Origin of the sequence: Mycobacterium sp. NPDC051804 (assembly GCF_044452905.1) — a bacterium.
Taxonomy (GTDB): domain Bacteria; phylum Actinomycetota; class Actinomycetes; order Mycobacteriales; family Mycobacteriaceae; genus Mycobacterium.
Genome location: NZ_JBITCD010000001.1, coordinates 457951 through 470854, shown reverse-complemented (window position 1 = coordinate 470854; position 12904 = coordinate 457951). Strand labels below are relative to the sequence as shown.

Below are 12904 nucleotides of genomic sequence, written 5' to 3'. Positions count from 1 at the left end.
TCAGGCGGGGCGGGCCACTCCGGCGAGCTTTTGAATAAAGCGAATCTCGTTGTCGTCGTGGGCTCGTCCGTCGGGGTGGATCAGATCGCTGAACCATGTCGCCGGGAGCTCGGTGTAGGGCTCCTGCCAGGAGTCCCACGGCAGGTACGTCTGCGTCCGCCCGGCGACGAATCCCCAGTTATAGGCGCCGACGTTGCGTCGCTTGGCAATCGGCAGAATCCCTTCGACCGTGCTGCCCAAGTTCCGCGCCAGATATTCGGTGCAGATGATCGGACGTCCGAGCGGGGTGAGTTCATCGATGCGGGCGTCGAATTCGGCAGGCTCGGCGTAACTGTGAAAACTGATGATGTCGGAGTGCTCGAGCTGCAGGCTCGCGATCTTGCTGCGGCTGCCCGCGTCCCTCCAGTGGCCCTGCCACACGCCGCTCGTCAGCGGTTGAATCGGCTTGACGGCGCGCACCCACTGGAAGACATGCGGTAGGAATGCGGCGACCAACTCCATCTTGTCCTGGTGTTCGACCGTGCTGTAATCCTTCGACGGATTGTCCGGTTCGTTCCAGACGTCCCAGCCGAGCACGCGAGGATCGTTCGCGAACATGCCCACGACGCCGGTGACATAGCTCTGCAGCACGCGGGTGTATGCCGGGTCCTGCAGACGGTGCGCGCCCGGGCCCTGCACCCAACCCGAGTTGTGCACTCCCCTGATGGGTGCGCGTTGACGACCCGCCTTCGGCAGCGGATCCCAGCACGAGTCGAACAACACGAAGAGCGGTTTGATGTTGTGGCTCGCCGCGATGGTGACGAACTGCGAGAGCCGGCTACTGAACCCCGCCCGATCGGTCGCCCACAACTGATCGTGCAGGAACACCCGCATGGTGTTCATTCCGATCCGCTTGGCGACGCTGAGTTCACCGGCGATGCGGTGCGGATCGTAGGTACCACCCTGGAACATCTCGATCTGGTTCACGGCGTTGGAGGTCACGTAGTTCGCGCCAAGCAGCCAGCCTTGCTGCGCGTACCAGGCGTTCGCGCGATCAGCCGGCCATCGACTCGCCGCAGCGGAAGCGACAGGAATCTTGGCCAGCGCCGCGGCTGCTGCCAGGTACAACGGGAGCTTGAGAGCCGTTCGCCGGTGCACTCAGATGACTATAGTGTCAGGCGTCGATTTGTTTGCTGTCGTGGCTCAGGTTGCAACGCAACAGGTTTCAAATCGTTATCGAACGCTGTCCACCGGCATCTCAGGCGGCTACCGCAGTGCCGCAGATGCCGCACACTTCGAACTGCCGACGCTTCCATCGCGCGACGGGAATGAAGAAGAACGTGAACTGTCTGAACTCCCGCATCCACGTCCATTGCGTGGTGTTGTGGCAGCGTGGACACGTTCGGACCGCCCCCGCACCGATGGGCTTCTGCTTCGTCCCGAATCCGAAGATGAAGAACAACACGACACCAGCGTAGGGACGGTCCGCGTCGGCCCACTTCAGCTGCAGCGGCTAGGGCTCGTGGCCGGGGATGCCGCGGATGTATGTCCCGATCAACGCGCCCAGCGTCGTTTCGAAATCATCGATGACCGGGATGCCTTCGTCGTGCGGTGCCGACCATGCCCACGCCGTGCCGGTGAACGCGTGCAGCGCAGCAGTGAGCATGCTCAGTTCGTGATCGGTCAGCGGGAGCACCGGGGCGAGGCACGCGCCGAGGCGCACTTGAATATCGCTCCCCTGCTCACGGACAACGACTCGGTCGTCGGCTCCCGCCTTGCCCATCAGCACCGGCGATGTGCAGATCAGGTCGCACAAGATGGGTCGCTCGGCGAGTGACCGGGCGAGCGCCGTCGCGAGGGTGTCCGGCGTCCACGCGACTCGCGACGCCAGAACCTCACTCAGCGATTTGGTCCATGCCAGGTGTTCCTCGTACATGACCCGCAGCAGGAGTGCCTCGAGCGAACCCGCGTAGCGGAGGACGCCCGACTTCGCGAGCCCGGCGGCCGATCCGATCTGGCCCAGGGTGATGGTTCGCGCCGGCGACTGCGCCAACAGTTCATAGGTAGCGGCGATCACGCGCGAGACACGACTATCTCGTTGCGCGACACTGCGAGCCCGCTCGAACGGCGCTTCCGTCATGGTGGTTGACATATTAGAACACTGTTCCGTTATAGTCGGCCGCGTGACAATGCGTTCGTTCAGCTACACCGTGACCCGCGAGAGCCGGGCATCGGCGACGACCCTGTTCGACATCGTCTCTGACGGGTCGCGGTGGTCGGAATGGGCGCACCCGCTCATCAGGTACTCCGCGTGGGAGACGCGCGGGCCGCAGGATGACGGCGGCGTCGGTGCGATTCGCGCGGTCGGAGCCAAGCAGCGACCGACCCGGGAGATGACCACCATCCACGAACCCGGCAAGCGCCACGGTTACACGCTGCTGGGCGGTGGAGTCATTCGCGACTACAACGCCGAGGTGTCGTTCCAGGAGGGGCCCAACGGAACTCGCATCGAGTGGACGGGCCGCTACAACTCGTCGTCGTACGTTGCCGGTGTCGCGTACCGGCTGATGCTGCGCTCGCTTTTCGGCACGTTTGCGAAGAACCTCGCGAAGGCAGCCGAGCGCCGCGAAGGCTGACGGTTAAGGTCGGACGATGTCGGTCGCCAATGACGAACGCGCTGCTCTGGTGCGGACCTTGCGCGCGGCTGGCCCCGACGCCCCGACACTGTGCCCGGGCTGGACGACTCGAGAGCTCGCCGCGCACCTCCTCGCCCGCGAACGGCGACCCGACGCCCTCTTGGGGATAGGCGTACCGCGCTTCGCCGAGCGACGGCTTCGAATCGAACGGCAGATCACCACCGGCCTCGACTGGCCCCAGATGGTCGATCAACTGGCGGCTGGCCCGCCGATGTATTCGCCGCTGCGGTGGCTCAACCGAGTCGCCAACATCCACGAGATGTTCGTGCATCACGAAGATGTACGACGCGCCGCGCCGGGGTGGACGCCCCGAGTACTCGATGAGCGTGCCACCGGTGCGCTCCGGCGTCTGGCCACATACTTCGCGCCTACCCTCATTCCTGGCGTGCCCGCGCGGGTCGTATTCCGCGCCCAGGACGGCGCTGTGCTCGCGCGATTCGGGGCGGGCCCTGAGGTGACGGTCACCGGCGCCCCGGGCGAGTTGCTGCTATTCGCGTTCGGCCGCAACGAAATACGCGTCGATTTCGCCGGAGATGCGAACGATATCGACGCCGTGCGACAAGCCGAGCGCCGGTTCTGAACTTCGCCCTCCGTGGTGATGCCGCGGGTCATTGCCGATTCTTCAGGCCCACCGTCGCCATCAGCGTCGCCATCAGCGCGACCGCGGCCGCGACGTAGAACCAGCCGAGGGGCGCCTGTGACTGCTCTGGCAGCCACGCCATCAGCGCGGTCGCGATGGCGATCGACGCGTAGCAGAACGTGCTGATCAATCCCGTGACAAGGCCGACGTTGCGGGAGAACACGCCCATCGCGAGCCCCTTGGTCAGCGGGTCGAGGACGCCGATGCTGAGCAAGGCGAGCGCTGCGCCGCCCGTGATGGCCAACGCAGAAAGCCCCGCGGACTGCGCGGAGGCCAACATGACCACACCTCCCAGCGCGAGAATTGCGGATGCTCCGATGAGCAACCGCTGCGTGGTGGTCCGCTGAGCCAGGGATCCGCATGCCGCGGCGCCGAGGAAGTTGGCGGCGCCCACCCCGATGGCGATGAAACCGTATGTGGCAGAGGAGTACCCGAGCCCTGACTGATAGAGGAAAGGCCCGACGACGCCGAACACCGCCTGAGCCGCCGCCACCACACCGAACATCATCGCGAAGGCCACAAAGGACCGGTTGCGTATCGCTTCGCCCAGAACGCCCGCCGCGACTCGCAGATTGACTGGCGATCGGCGATCGTGATGCAACGTTTCCGGCAACACCACCGCGACCAGGAACGCGACCATTGCGGTCAAAACAGCCAGCACGACGAAGACGACGCGCCATGACGCGAACTGCGTGATGAAACCGCCAACGGCCGGCGCGATAACGGGAGCTGCCCCCCACGCCGCGCCGAGCAGACCCAGAACCGAGACGAGCCTTGCGCCACGGAAGCAGTCCGCCGCGATGGTCGCTGCCAACAACAAGCACGTTCCCGCGCCGAGCCCTTGTACGAAGCGCAGCCCGATCATCATCGGCAGGCTTTCCGACAGTGCACAGCCGATGCTCGTCAGCGTCATCAAACCCAGCCCCGTCAACAGCACACGTTTACGCCCGATTGCGTCGGCGATCAGTCCGACGGGCAACACCACCAGCGCCATTCCCAACACGTAAGCGGTGACAGTGTTCTGCACCAGAGTGCTCGACGCCGCGAAGTGCGCGACGATCTTGGGCATCGCGGGCGTATAGAGATCGAAGGCAACCTGTTCGAGCGGAGCGACGAGCATCAGGACCCCGATGATCCGCCGCGCAGCGGACGCGCTCCACTCCCCACGGACCTCGACCGCCGTCCTCTCGCTTGGAAAAGGCCTGTGTTGCAACGACGTTGTCATCAAGGTGTATCCGTTCTCCGAAGTCGCCGGCGGCGCTGTCATTTCGAAGTTACGGAGCTCGACGCACGGTTGCGCGCTTGTGCGCACTAGTCACGCAGTCATCGTTGAGCGGCTTGTGCGCATTGTGCTCAACGCTGCCTTCGGCGCAACCTTCCTGTGCGGTCAGGCGCATGGCGCTATCGTTCGCATGGTGGCGGGCATGGACGTCCTCGGCTACGCGGTCCGCCAATTCGGGCGGACCCAGTGCTCACTGTCGGGCGGTTTGACCGTGACTGGCGACTGGTCATCGCCCACTGGTGCGGTGTTGTTGGCGAACCGCCTCCCACGCGCGTCGACTGCCATGTTGTCGGCAGCCTTGCCGGTACGAGCACGACCGGCGTTCGATCCGGCGGATTCGGAGCTCGCACTGGCCGCGGGCCGGACCGTCGTGGTGCTGCCCGACGACGGCCGAGCGACCGACGCCGCACTCGCGTTGGCGCGAGACTGCGGAGTGCCCGTCGTCCCGGTGGCACTCGTCGTCGGTGACGCGACGCAACGCTTGTCCCCTCCGCCAAAGGAGGTCCGGTTTGGCGATCCGGTGGACCCCGCGGCCACCGACGCCGACGCGCTGCAGCGCAAAGTGCGCGCATTACGCGACGAGCATCCGGTGCGGGTACGCCAGTCGCGGGTGTGGACATGGGTCGCCGGCTTGATCGCCGGTCCCTACAGCATGCTGATCGCGTTCTTGTGGGGCTTCGCCGAGGCAATCAGCTGGTTCATCGTGGCGGAGATGGCCCTCATCCTGATGCCGGCCGCGGTGCCGCGCAAGGTGATGCCGTGGGCAGCGTTCCTGATTCCCGGCTCGGTGCTCGGCGTGGTGTTCACCGCCTGGCTGGCGTCGCGCGGGATGACGCTACCCGCACCGCTGACGACTCCCCGGATGGCGCAGACAGCCTTCGAGCAGCTCGCCGCAGGGCCCAGCGCAATGATGAACCAGGCGCTGTCGGGCATTCCCGTCAAGGTGTACGCCCGCGCCGCCGGCGAGCACGGCATAGGGCTCGGCAGCCTCGCGGGCTGGACCCTGCTGGAGCGCGGACTGCGCATCTCGACGGTGGCGTTGGTCGTCTGGGGACTGTCGTACCTGCTCCATCCCTGGTTGCGCCGGCTCTATGGGGTCTACCTGATCGTGGTGGCGGTGGTGTTCACTGTGCTGTTTTCGACCGTGGTCGCCGCCTGGTCGTGATCACGGTGTGGCGGGCACCACGGGTGGAACGAAGTCGAAAGTCATACCGAGCAACCACACCAACACCAGGACTGCCGGTAAGTGAAACACGAACTGCAGGAATGTAAATCCGATCAGATCGCGCGCCCGCAGTCCCAGCACCGCGAGCAACGGCAACATGAAGAACGGGTTGATCAGGTTCGGTAGCGCTTCGGCCACGTTGTAGATCTGAACCGTCCAGCCCAGGTTCATCTGGACGTCCGTGGCTGACTGCATGACGTACGGGGCTTCGACGAGCCACTTGCCGCCGCCGGACGGGACGAAGAGCCCCAACACGACGGTGTAGAGAGCGATGACGACGGCGAAGCCACCTCCGCCGACGCTCGTGAACACTTCCGCCAGCACATCCGAAACCGTCTTGCCGCCTCTGCCTTCCGCCTTGGTGAGGATCGCCGCCATCGCGGCGTACAGCGGGAATTGGACGAGGATGCCGCCCGTGGCCGGTACGGCTTTCGCGACTGCCTGCAGGAATCTGCGGGGCGTTCCATGCAGCACGGGCCCCAGGATCAGGAAGACCAGAAGGTATCCGTTGAGGCTGCTGACAACGGTCAGGACCGGCTTGCTGAACAGCTGAGAAACCAACCATCCCAACGTCATCAGACCCACCAGCGCCGGCAGGCCGCGGCTGTACTCGAGCCACTCACCGGGCCGAGCGCGTGGCGGCACCTCTTCGCTCTGGTCGTCCAAGTCGACGTGCAGATCCTCGGCGGTGGTAACGGCGGCGCCGCTGGGTGCGGAGAAATGAGCGATCACCACGGTGAGTGCCATGATGATCGCGCACATCAAGAGGGACTGCCAGGTGAAGATCGTGGTGCCGAAGTCGAGAACCCCGGTGATTTTCAGTAGCTCCGGAGGAAGAGAGCCGGCCGTTGCCTGTAGCTGCGCGGCCGAAGATGACATGCCAAGCGCCCACACAGCGCCCAGCCCCATGAAGGCCGCGGCGCCGAGGGCGCGATAGTCCACCCGCAAATCGGTCCGGCGGGCGATCGCCCGGGCCAGCAGACCACCGAAAACCAGGCTGAGCCCCCAGTTCAAGAAGGAGACCGACATGGAAAGGAACGCAACGAAACTCACCGCACTCTTTGCCGTGTTGGGCATGGTGGCGAGGCGATCGATCAGTTTGGCCACCGGCGGGCTGGTGGCGACGACGTATCCGGTCAGCACCACCATGGCCATCTGCAGCGTGAAGGTGGCCAGATCCCAGAAGCCGTCGCCAAACGCATCGACGACGGTCTGCGGAGAGGAACCGTTGGCCAACGCAGCGACGGCGACGATGACGACCCCCGCCAGAGCGAAGACATACGCATCCGGAAACCACCTCTCTGTCCAACCGGCCAGCGCCTGCGCAACACGCGCCAGGCCCTTTTCAGAGCGATATTCCTCGGTGGTAGAAGTCATTTGGTCGGTCCCCTCTTCTCCGCACGCGGCGCCGCATACCCGGTTTCAGCGAACCAGTGCCGGCCGGTGCAGGCGCACTGGCGACGGCACGGAATAGCGCCCGTATGCGCGACGTTGGCTCGGGAGTACGAGACCACACCACGCGGAGGCGCTGCATGAAAATCGGAATCATCGGGGCAGGTCAAATCGGCGGCACGCTGACACGTCGGTTTCGTCAACTCGGGCACGAAGTGCTGGTGTCGAACTCTCGTTCCCCCGAGACGCTTGCAGACCTCGCTAAAGAAACCGGCGCGACGGCGGTATGGGCGAAGGACGCAGCCGCCGATGCCGATCTCGTCGTCGTGAGCATTCCGCAGAAGAACGTCCCCGACCTTGCCGACGGGATCGTTGATGCCCGCAAGCCGGGCGCCCCCGTGATCGAGACCAACAACTACTACCCACAGCAGCGGGATGGTGAGATCGCCGGGATCGAGGACGGTCAGGTCGAGAGCGCGTGGGTCGCGGAGCAGATCGGCGCACCGGTGTACAAGGTGTTCAACGGGATCTGGTGGAAGCACCTGCTGGAGAAGGGGACGCCGAGCGGCACGCCGAACCGCATCGCACTCCCGGTTGCCGGCGAGGACGGAGTGGGCCGTGAGCTGGTCCACGACGTCGTCGACCAACTCGGTTTCGAGCCTGTCGATTCCGGTCCGATTTCGGAGTCATGGCGCCAGCAGCCCGGAACCCCGGTGTACGGCAAGGACTTCGACGCAGAGAACACTCGCAAGGCGCTTGCCGAGGCCACGCCCGAGCGAACGTCTGAATGGCGCGCGCGTACGGCGTGACCACAGATCAGGGAGCGACGGCCCCCGGGACCCGATAGGCGTAGGACTTCTTCTGGCGCTCTTTCATTTTCTCCAGGCACTCGTGGTGCTTGCGCGCGTGATAGGCGAGCGGGAAGTATGTCAGCCGGTCCGGTAGCACGCGGTACGCGACGCGAATTGCCTTGTAGAGACGGTTGAGTTGGCGTTGCTCCTTTGCGCTCCAACTCACGCCGAGCATGTCGCGGAGCCGAGGATCGAGCAGACCAACAACCGACAGGTAGTTGAAGCGCAGCGCGGGACGCAGCAGCGCATTGATCATCGGGTAGAGCACCTTCGGTGTCGAAGGCGGCAGCTCCGCCCGGCCGGCGACCAAATCGTCGATGAGTTTCAGCGCCTGCGGAGTGGCCTCCAGCTTGTCGATCATCGACTCGAAATATTCGGTCATCTCGTGATCAGTCGTCGGGTAGTCGCGCATCGGCACGTGCAGCAGGCGAGCCAGCCGACGGTTGTCGCGCAGGAGTTCCGCCTTCTCGGCATCGGAGAAATCCCGGCCTACCAACAGGCGAGCGCCGTGAACGTTGACGATGTATCCGGTGCAGATCACCCACTGGTAGGCCTCAGGATTGAGCGCGCTGATCTGCTTACCGCTCTGTTCGCTCTTCATCGTCATGGGTCGGTGCATGGCGCGGACCCGGTTGCCTTCGGCGACGGCCTCCGTCCCACCGTACGTCCAGCGCAGGACCGAGTCGATGGAGCGGATCGCCCGCCCGCCCGAATCGCCTTGGAACGCGGCGGAATAGCGTCCCGTGACTTCGGCGATGACGGGATGCATCGCCTGCATCATGAACGCCGCCCCTTCGAAGATCAGGAAGGTCCAGCGCCCGGTGTGCTCGGCGGTCAGGGAATCCAGGGGTACGAGCTCGACGGGCTCGTCGTCGTCGGCGGGCGTGAAGGCTTCGACGTCCGAAGTCGCGGTCATGGGCGGAACGCTAATATGACCGACGGGTCGCATTCAAGTCGCGTTAGAGGACATTCGTGATCATGGATAAGCGCAGTTCAGCACGCCGCAAGCTGCCTCAGCAGCAGCGCTCCCGAGAGATGGTCGCAAAAATTGTCGAGACGACGGCCGCCCTGTTGCGCAAGACCGATCCCGCTCAGGTGACCACCAATCTGATCGCCGACCGCGCCGGCATCAGCAAGGGGTCGATTTATCAGTATTTCGCCGACAAGGACGAGATCCTCGACGCCGCGGTCGAACACATCGCCGCCCAACAGGCGTCAGCTGTCGAGGAGCGGCTGCGAGATGTCACGCTGGCTGCGCCCGCCGAGGCGATGGCGGCGTCCATCGATTTCCTCATCGACCTGACGATCGCCAACCGCAGCCTCATCCGCTATCTGGCGGAACGCCCGGAACATGTGCGCACCTTCGAGAACATCTCGGGTCTGAACGCGACGCTGGTCGCGATGTCGACGTTGCACATGAACCACTACCGCGATCAATACCGCGACGAGCTGAGCCCAAAGGCGTTGGCGTGGTTGTTCTTCAATATGGCAGTGGCGACGACCCTGCGCTACATCGAGTCCGACGATCCGATCAACCTGGACGAGCTGCGCGCCGGGCTCAAGTTCGCGTCCTCGGGGCTGCTGGCCGGCGGCCGCGACTGATCTTGCAGTTTTGGAATCAGAAGCTGCCGCGCCCTGGTGAACTCACATGATGACTCACAACCGAAAGCGGATCATCGCAGGAGCGCTGATGTCCGCCGGTCTGGCTGCAACCGGCATGGGTGTGTCCGTCGGTACCGCACGGGCGCAGACCCCTCCGGGCGGTCCGTACACCTGGTGTCCAGGAGATCCGCCGGTGGAAACCGGAAACAAGCGGGTCAATCCGGTGCGCTGGGACGAAAGCATCTGCCACGAGTATTGGTTCGTCTACCACGGGCAGGGCAACGTCGCGCAAAACATCTGGGATGGACCGAATCCGCCAGGCCCGCCGCCGGGCCAGGGTGTGGGCGCCCCTCCGCCTCCGCTACCACCGGGCTGGTGCTGGAGTTTGTTCCTTCCAGGGCCGTGCCCTCCGGGGGTTCCGGGGCCGAGGCTGGGCTAGTTGCAGCCTCTCGTATCGAGAAGCGAGCACGGGCCAACGGGACCGCGATTGTCCGGCGGCGGATTCGGTCCGTCCCAGATCATCGGCCCTACGTTGCCCTGGCCCCAGTTGACGATGTAGAAGGTGTGGCAGATATTCCAGTCCCAGTTCGGCGGCCCCGGTGAATTGAACGGGCCGCCCGGTCCGCCGCCTGGATCATCCCCGGGGCACCAGGTGCGTGGTTCCGACGGCGGCGCCGCATAGGCCGGGGCCGCGATGAACACCAATCCGGCCAGGGTTGCGAGAGTCGTTGTCAGTACTGCGCTTCCGCGCTTGAGTGCGTTCATGAGCGGTTCCTATCCTCGTGCTTGCAGATGCGACGACAGCCCGAACGTCTCGACAAGAGTCAGCCAATCCGTCCCCGAGACCTCGTAGTCGGCCCTCGCTTGTTCGGTAGGCACGCCATCCGGCCACGCGAAGCGAAAGTCCAAACCCATTGCAGTGTCACGGCATCCGATAGTCAGCGGCGTCATACCGGGTATTGCAATCCGCATACCAGGCGACGTGGACCAGTAGTTGGTTGCAGCATCGCTCATCGCGTGGGTGAGACTGGGGATCCAATGGCTCCTCTGCACCGGGCGGAATACCACCGGTTGTGCGCTGACCTGTCGAGGTGAAACCGAAGCAAGAAGCGATTGAGTGTTCGGGTCGATCACCCGAATCGAGTTCGCACCTATGTCGATGGCCACCTGAGGGCGCCCCAGCTTTCGCGTGAACTCCCGCTGCTTGCGGAGCGAAAACGAGCCGATCTCTTGGAGTTTCAGGGAGTTCGTGAACAACAGGCAGCGGGTCGGTTCGTCAGCACCTGGTCGGCGGGTATCCAACCCGCTCCGGCTGCTGACGATGGCCAACAGCTGATCGAAGTCATCAGACGACAATGACGCGTCGACGTCGATCGGCAACCCGTAGCCTGCGTCCGGCGCGTCAAGCCGGGTTCCGGCGCTGACGCGACGATCGCGTCCGCCGAGCACGAATCGCTTTGAACCGCAGTGCAAATGCAGCGCCGTACCCATCGTCGCGCCACCCGTGATGCCCCAGGTCCCGAGCTTTGCGTCGACGAACGGATAGACATCGCCCGGTCGGGTGGTGACCGACAGGCCGTCGCTCGTGGCGGAAATGACGATCTTTCGGCGTCGAGACCACCGCGTCCAGCCATAGACGCCCCCGAACAGGAGGAGCAACAGTCCGAATTGCAGGCCGTACGCCGAGACTCGCTGAAGCCACTCGGAACCGTCCCGGGTTAGCGACTGCATACCGAAGAAGAGAGCCCAGAGCACCCCCGTGAAGGCGAAGACTCCGACAATCATGAAGAGGTATGCCTTGGCGGGATTGTTCTGCCACGCGGGCGTCGTGATGGACGCGACCTTGGAACCCCAGAAAGGTGGCTGTGCCACGAACTGACGCGGTGCTTCGGCTCTGTAGTTGGAGTCCATCTCGAACCTCCCCTAGTCCGTTCCCTTGTCGTGAGTAAACAGCCGTCGGTGGTCTACCGATCCCAACAAAAGGTGGCGTGAGGGAAGAAGCGCCCAGAGCCCAGGAGGCTAGCGGCGTGGCGTAGTGGTGATGTGCACGTGGTCGAAGTGCCCGTAACCCGATCCTGCTGGACCGGACGGCGTGTAATACGTGCCGCGCCAGATCACGTCCTGCAGCCCGAACCGGGCCGCGTTGGCCATCGCAAACGCCATGATCTCGTCGCCTAGCGCGATGCCCTCGGGGCTTTCGGCGTTCGGAATCATGATGTCGATCGCCAGGCCGCTCGGATGCCACGGCTTCGAGTCCGGCCGGACACCGCCGATCTCGGCGATCTGGGGGAACCGTTGACTGACGGCGCGGGCGGCCAGGATGGTGTTGGGCTGTAGCCCGGCCTCATATGCGACACCGACGGGTAGCGCATCCGGGTTATCGGGAATGGCGGCAGGGAGCGGGGCAGCGGCCGCGGGAGGAGGCGCGGGCATCGCGTTGAGCATGGGGTCTGCCGGAGGGGGCACGGCCGCGGGCGGCGGCGGAGCGTTGTCGACCACCGCCTGTTGAGCGGGAGTCAACGCCGCATACTGCGCCTCCGCAGCGGCGATCCGACGCTGCAGGTCGGTCGAGCTCGACTGCAGGCCTGAGCGCACCTCGGCAGATTTCTCGGCTGCGGCGCGGGCCTCAGCGGCCGAGGCTTCTGAGGCCTTGGCAGCGGCGACGGCTTGCTCGCGCGCTGCATGGAAGGCCTTCAACTGAGCGCCCGCCTCCGCGGCGATCCCCTGCTGTAGGGAGAGCTGGTCGATCAGCTGTTGCGGAGAGCTAGCGGTCAGGAGCGCCGCCATTTGACCGGTGCGTCCGCTGACATAGGTCATCGCCGCGATGTTGTCGGCGGCGGCTTGGCGGGAGGCTAGCTGGGAGTTCGCGGCGTCGAGGGCTGCCAGGTCGGCGCGATGACGTTCTTCGGCAGCGGTCTGGACAGCCAGTTTGTCCTCGAGATCGCGCTGCGCGGACGTGACGCCTTCGCGGCTCTGCACCGCCTGGCGCGACAGCTCATTGAGCTTGTCCATCGCGTCGGACTCCGGGTCGGCTTTCACGTCTCCGGCTATCGCCATCGTGAGCACCACGACCGCAGCCGCGAATCCGCCCACCGTTCGCCGAAGAGAGTTGGGCACTCGGCTCATTCGGACTGACACGATCCTTCGTTGCAAGCCCCCCCGGCTACACACACGTCTCGGACAGGGTATGAACTGGCGCCGCCGATGTCCACTCGTCCGTCAATTCGATCGGTGGTC

General features: G+C 64.8%; 15 protein-coding genes. 6 read left to right on the top strand and 9 right to left on the bottom strand.

The genetic code is table 11. The features are described from left to right. The 3 genes from ACIA48_RS02275 to ACIA48_RS02265 all read right to left on the bottom strand — a co-directional run bounded on the left by ACIA48_RS02275 (position 1) and on the right by ACIA48_RS02265 (position 2131). Complete coding sequence (locus ACIA48_RS02275) at positions 1 to 1137, bottom strand: 1,4-beta-xylanase (RefSeq protein WP_396727213.1); 1137 nt, start codon at positions 1135 to 1137, stop codon at positions 1 to 3. Between the two features lie 100 nt (positions 1138 to 1237). Next, positions 1238 to 1444, bottom strand: a complete 207-nt coding sequence (locus tag ACIA48_RS02270) for a zinc-ribbon domain-containing protein (RefSeq protein ID WP_396727211.1) — start codon at positions 1442 to 1444, stop codon at positions 1238 to 1240. Positions 1445 to 1492: 48 nt separating this feature from the next. Further along, entirely contained in the window at positions 1493 to 2131 is a 639-nt protein-coding gene (locus ACIA48_RS02265; protein ID WP_396727209.1) for a TetR/AcrR family transcriptional regulator, read from the bottom strand. Between the two features lie 37 nt (positions 2132 to 2168). Between ACIA48_RS02265 and ACIA48_RS02260 the strand changes: the two genes are divergently transcribed. Together ACIA48_RS02260 and ACIA48_RS02255 are read left to right on the top strand one after the other, a co-directional pair. Further along, positions 2169 to 2615, top strand: a complete 447-nt coding sequence (locus tag ACIA48_RS02260; protein WP_396728452.1) for an SRPBCC family protein — start codon at positions 2169 to 2171, stop codon at positions 2613 to 2615. A gap of 16 nt (positions 2616 to 2631) precedes the next feature. Further along, positions 2632 to 3255 carry a TIGR03085 family metal-binding protein gene (locus ACIA48_RS02255; RefSeq protein ID WP_396727207.1) on the top strand — a complete coding sequence of 208 codons (624 nt, stop codon included), beginning with the start codon at positions 2632 to 2634 and terminating at the stop codon, positions 3253 to 3255. 28 nt (positions 3256 to 3283) lie between these two features. Here ACIA48_RS02255 and ACIA48_RS02250 read toward each other — a convergent pair whose 3' ends face one another. Then, positions 3284 to 4447 (bottom strand): MFS transporter, encoded by a 1164-nt coding sequence (locus ACIA48_RS02250; RefSeq protein WP_396728450.1) that lies wholly within the window; start codon positions 4445 to 4447, stop codon positions 3284 to 3286. 172 nt (positions 4448 to 4619) lie between these two features. Here ACIA48_RS02250 and ACIA48_RS02245 point away from each other — a divergent pair, with 172 nt between their 5' ends. Continuing rightward, on the top strand, positions 4620 to 5762 hold the full coding sequence (locus tag ACIA48_RS02245; protein WP_396727205.1) for a hypothetical protein: 1143 nt from the start codon (positions 4620 to 4622) through the stop codon (positions 5760 to 5762). Here ACIA48_RS02245 and ACIA48_RS02240 read toward each other — a convergent pair whose 3' ends face one another. Further along, a complete protein-coding gene (locus ACIA48_RS02240; protein ID WP_396727203.1) occupies positions 5763 to 7199 on the bottom strand; it encodes a short-chain fatty acid transporter in 1437 nt (478 codons plus the stop codon). It abuts the gene before it with no gap. A 104-nt stretch (positions 7200 to 7303) separates the two neighbouring features. Here ACIA48_RS02240 and ACIA48_RS02235 point away from each other — a divergent pair, with 104 nt between their 5' ends. Continuing rightward, positions 7304 to 8023 carry an NADPH-dependent F420 reductase gene (locus tag ACIA48_RS02235; protein ID WP_396727201.1) on the top strand — a complete coding sequence of 240 codons (720 nt, stop codon included), beginning with the start codon at positions 7304 to 7306 and terminating at the stop codon, positions 8021 to 8023. Between the two features lie 7 nt (positions 8024 to 8030). Here ACIA48_RS02235 and ACIA48_RS02230 read toward each other — a convergent pair whose 3' ends face one another. Continuing rightward, positions 8031 to 8981: an oxygenase MpaB family protein gene (locus ACIA48_RS02230; RefSeq protein ID WP_396727199.1), complete on the bottom strand. Its 951-nt coding sequence runs from the start codon at positions 8979 to 8981 to the stop codon at positions 8031 to 8033. A gap of 119 nt (positions 8982 to 9100) precedes the next feature. Here ACIA48_RS02230 and ACIA48_RS02225 point away from each other — a divergent pair, with 119 nt between their 5' ends. Both ACIA48_RS02225 and ACIA48_RS02220 read left to right on the top strand, forming a co-directional pair. Next, complete coding sequence (locus ACIA48_RS02225; RefSeq protein WP_396728448.1) at positions 9101 to 9667, top strand: TetR/AcrR family transcriptional regulator; 567 nt, start codon at positions 9101 to 9103, stop codon at positions 9665 to 9667. 46 nt (positions 9668 to 9713) lie between these two features. Next, positions 9714 to 10106 (top strand): hypothetical protein, encoded by a 393-nt coding sequence (locus tag ACIA48_RS02220; protein ID WP_396727197.1) that lies wholly within the window; start codon positions 9714 to 9716, stop codon positions 10104 to 10106. On the opposite strand, the gene ACIA48_RS02215 is transcribed toward ACIA48_RS02220, so the two are convergent. The 3 genes from ACIA48_RS02215 to ACIA48_RS02205 all read right to left on the bottom strand — a co-directional run bounded on the left by ACIA48_RS02215 (position 10103) and on the right by ACIA48_RS02205 (position 12793). Beyond that, positions 10103 to 10432 carry a hypothetical protein gene (locus ACIA48_RS02215; protein WP_396727195.1) on the bottom strand — a complete coding sequence of 110 codons (330 nt, stop codon included), beginning with the start codon at positions 10430 to 10432 and terminating at the stop codon, positions 10103 to 10105. The two genes, ACIA48_RS02220 and ACIA48_RS02215, sit on opposite strands and share 4 nt — an antisense overlap. Positions 10433 to 10441: 9 nt before the next feature. After that, positions 10442 to 11578 carry a hypothetical protein gene (locus tag ACIA48_RS02210; RefSeq protein WP_396727193.1) on the bottom strand — a complete coding sequence of 379 codons (1137 nt, stop codon included), beginning with the start codon at positions 11576 to 11578 and terminating at the stop codon, positions 10442 to 10444. Between the two features lie 108 nt (positions 11579 to 11686). After that, a complete protein-coding gene (locus ACIA48_RS02205; protein WP_396727191.1) occupies positions 11687 to 12793 on the bottom strand; it encodes a glycoside hydrolase in 1107 nt (368 codons plus the stop codon). Positions 12794 to 12904: the final 111 nt, after the last annotated feature.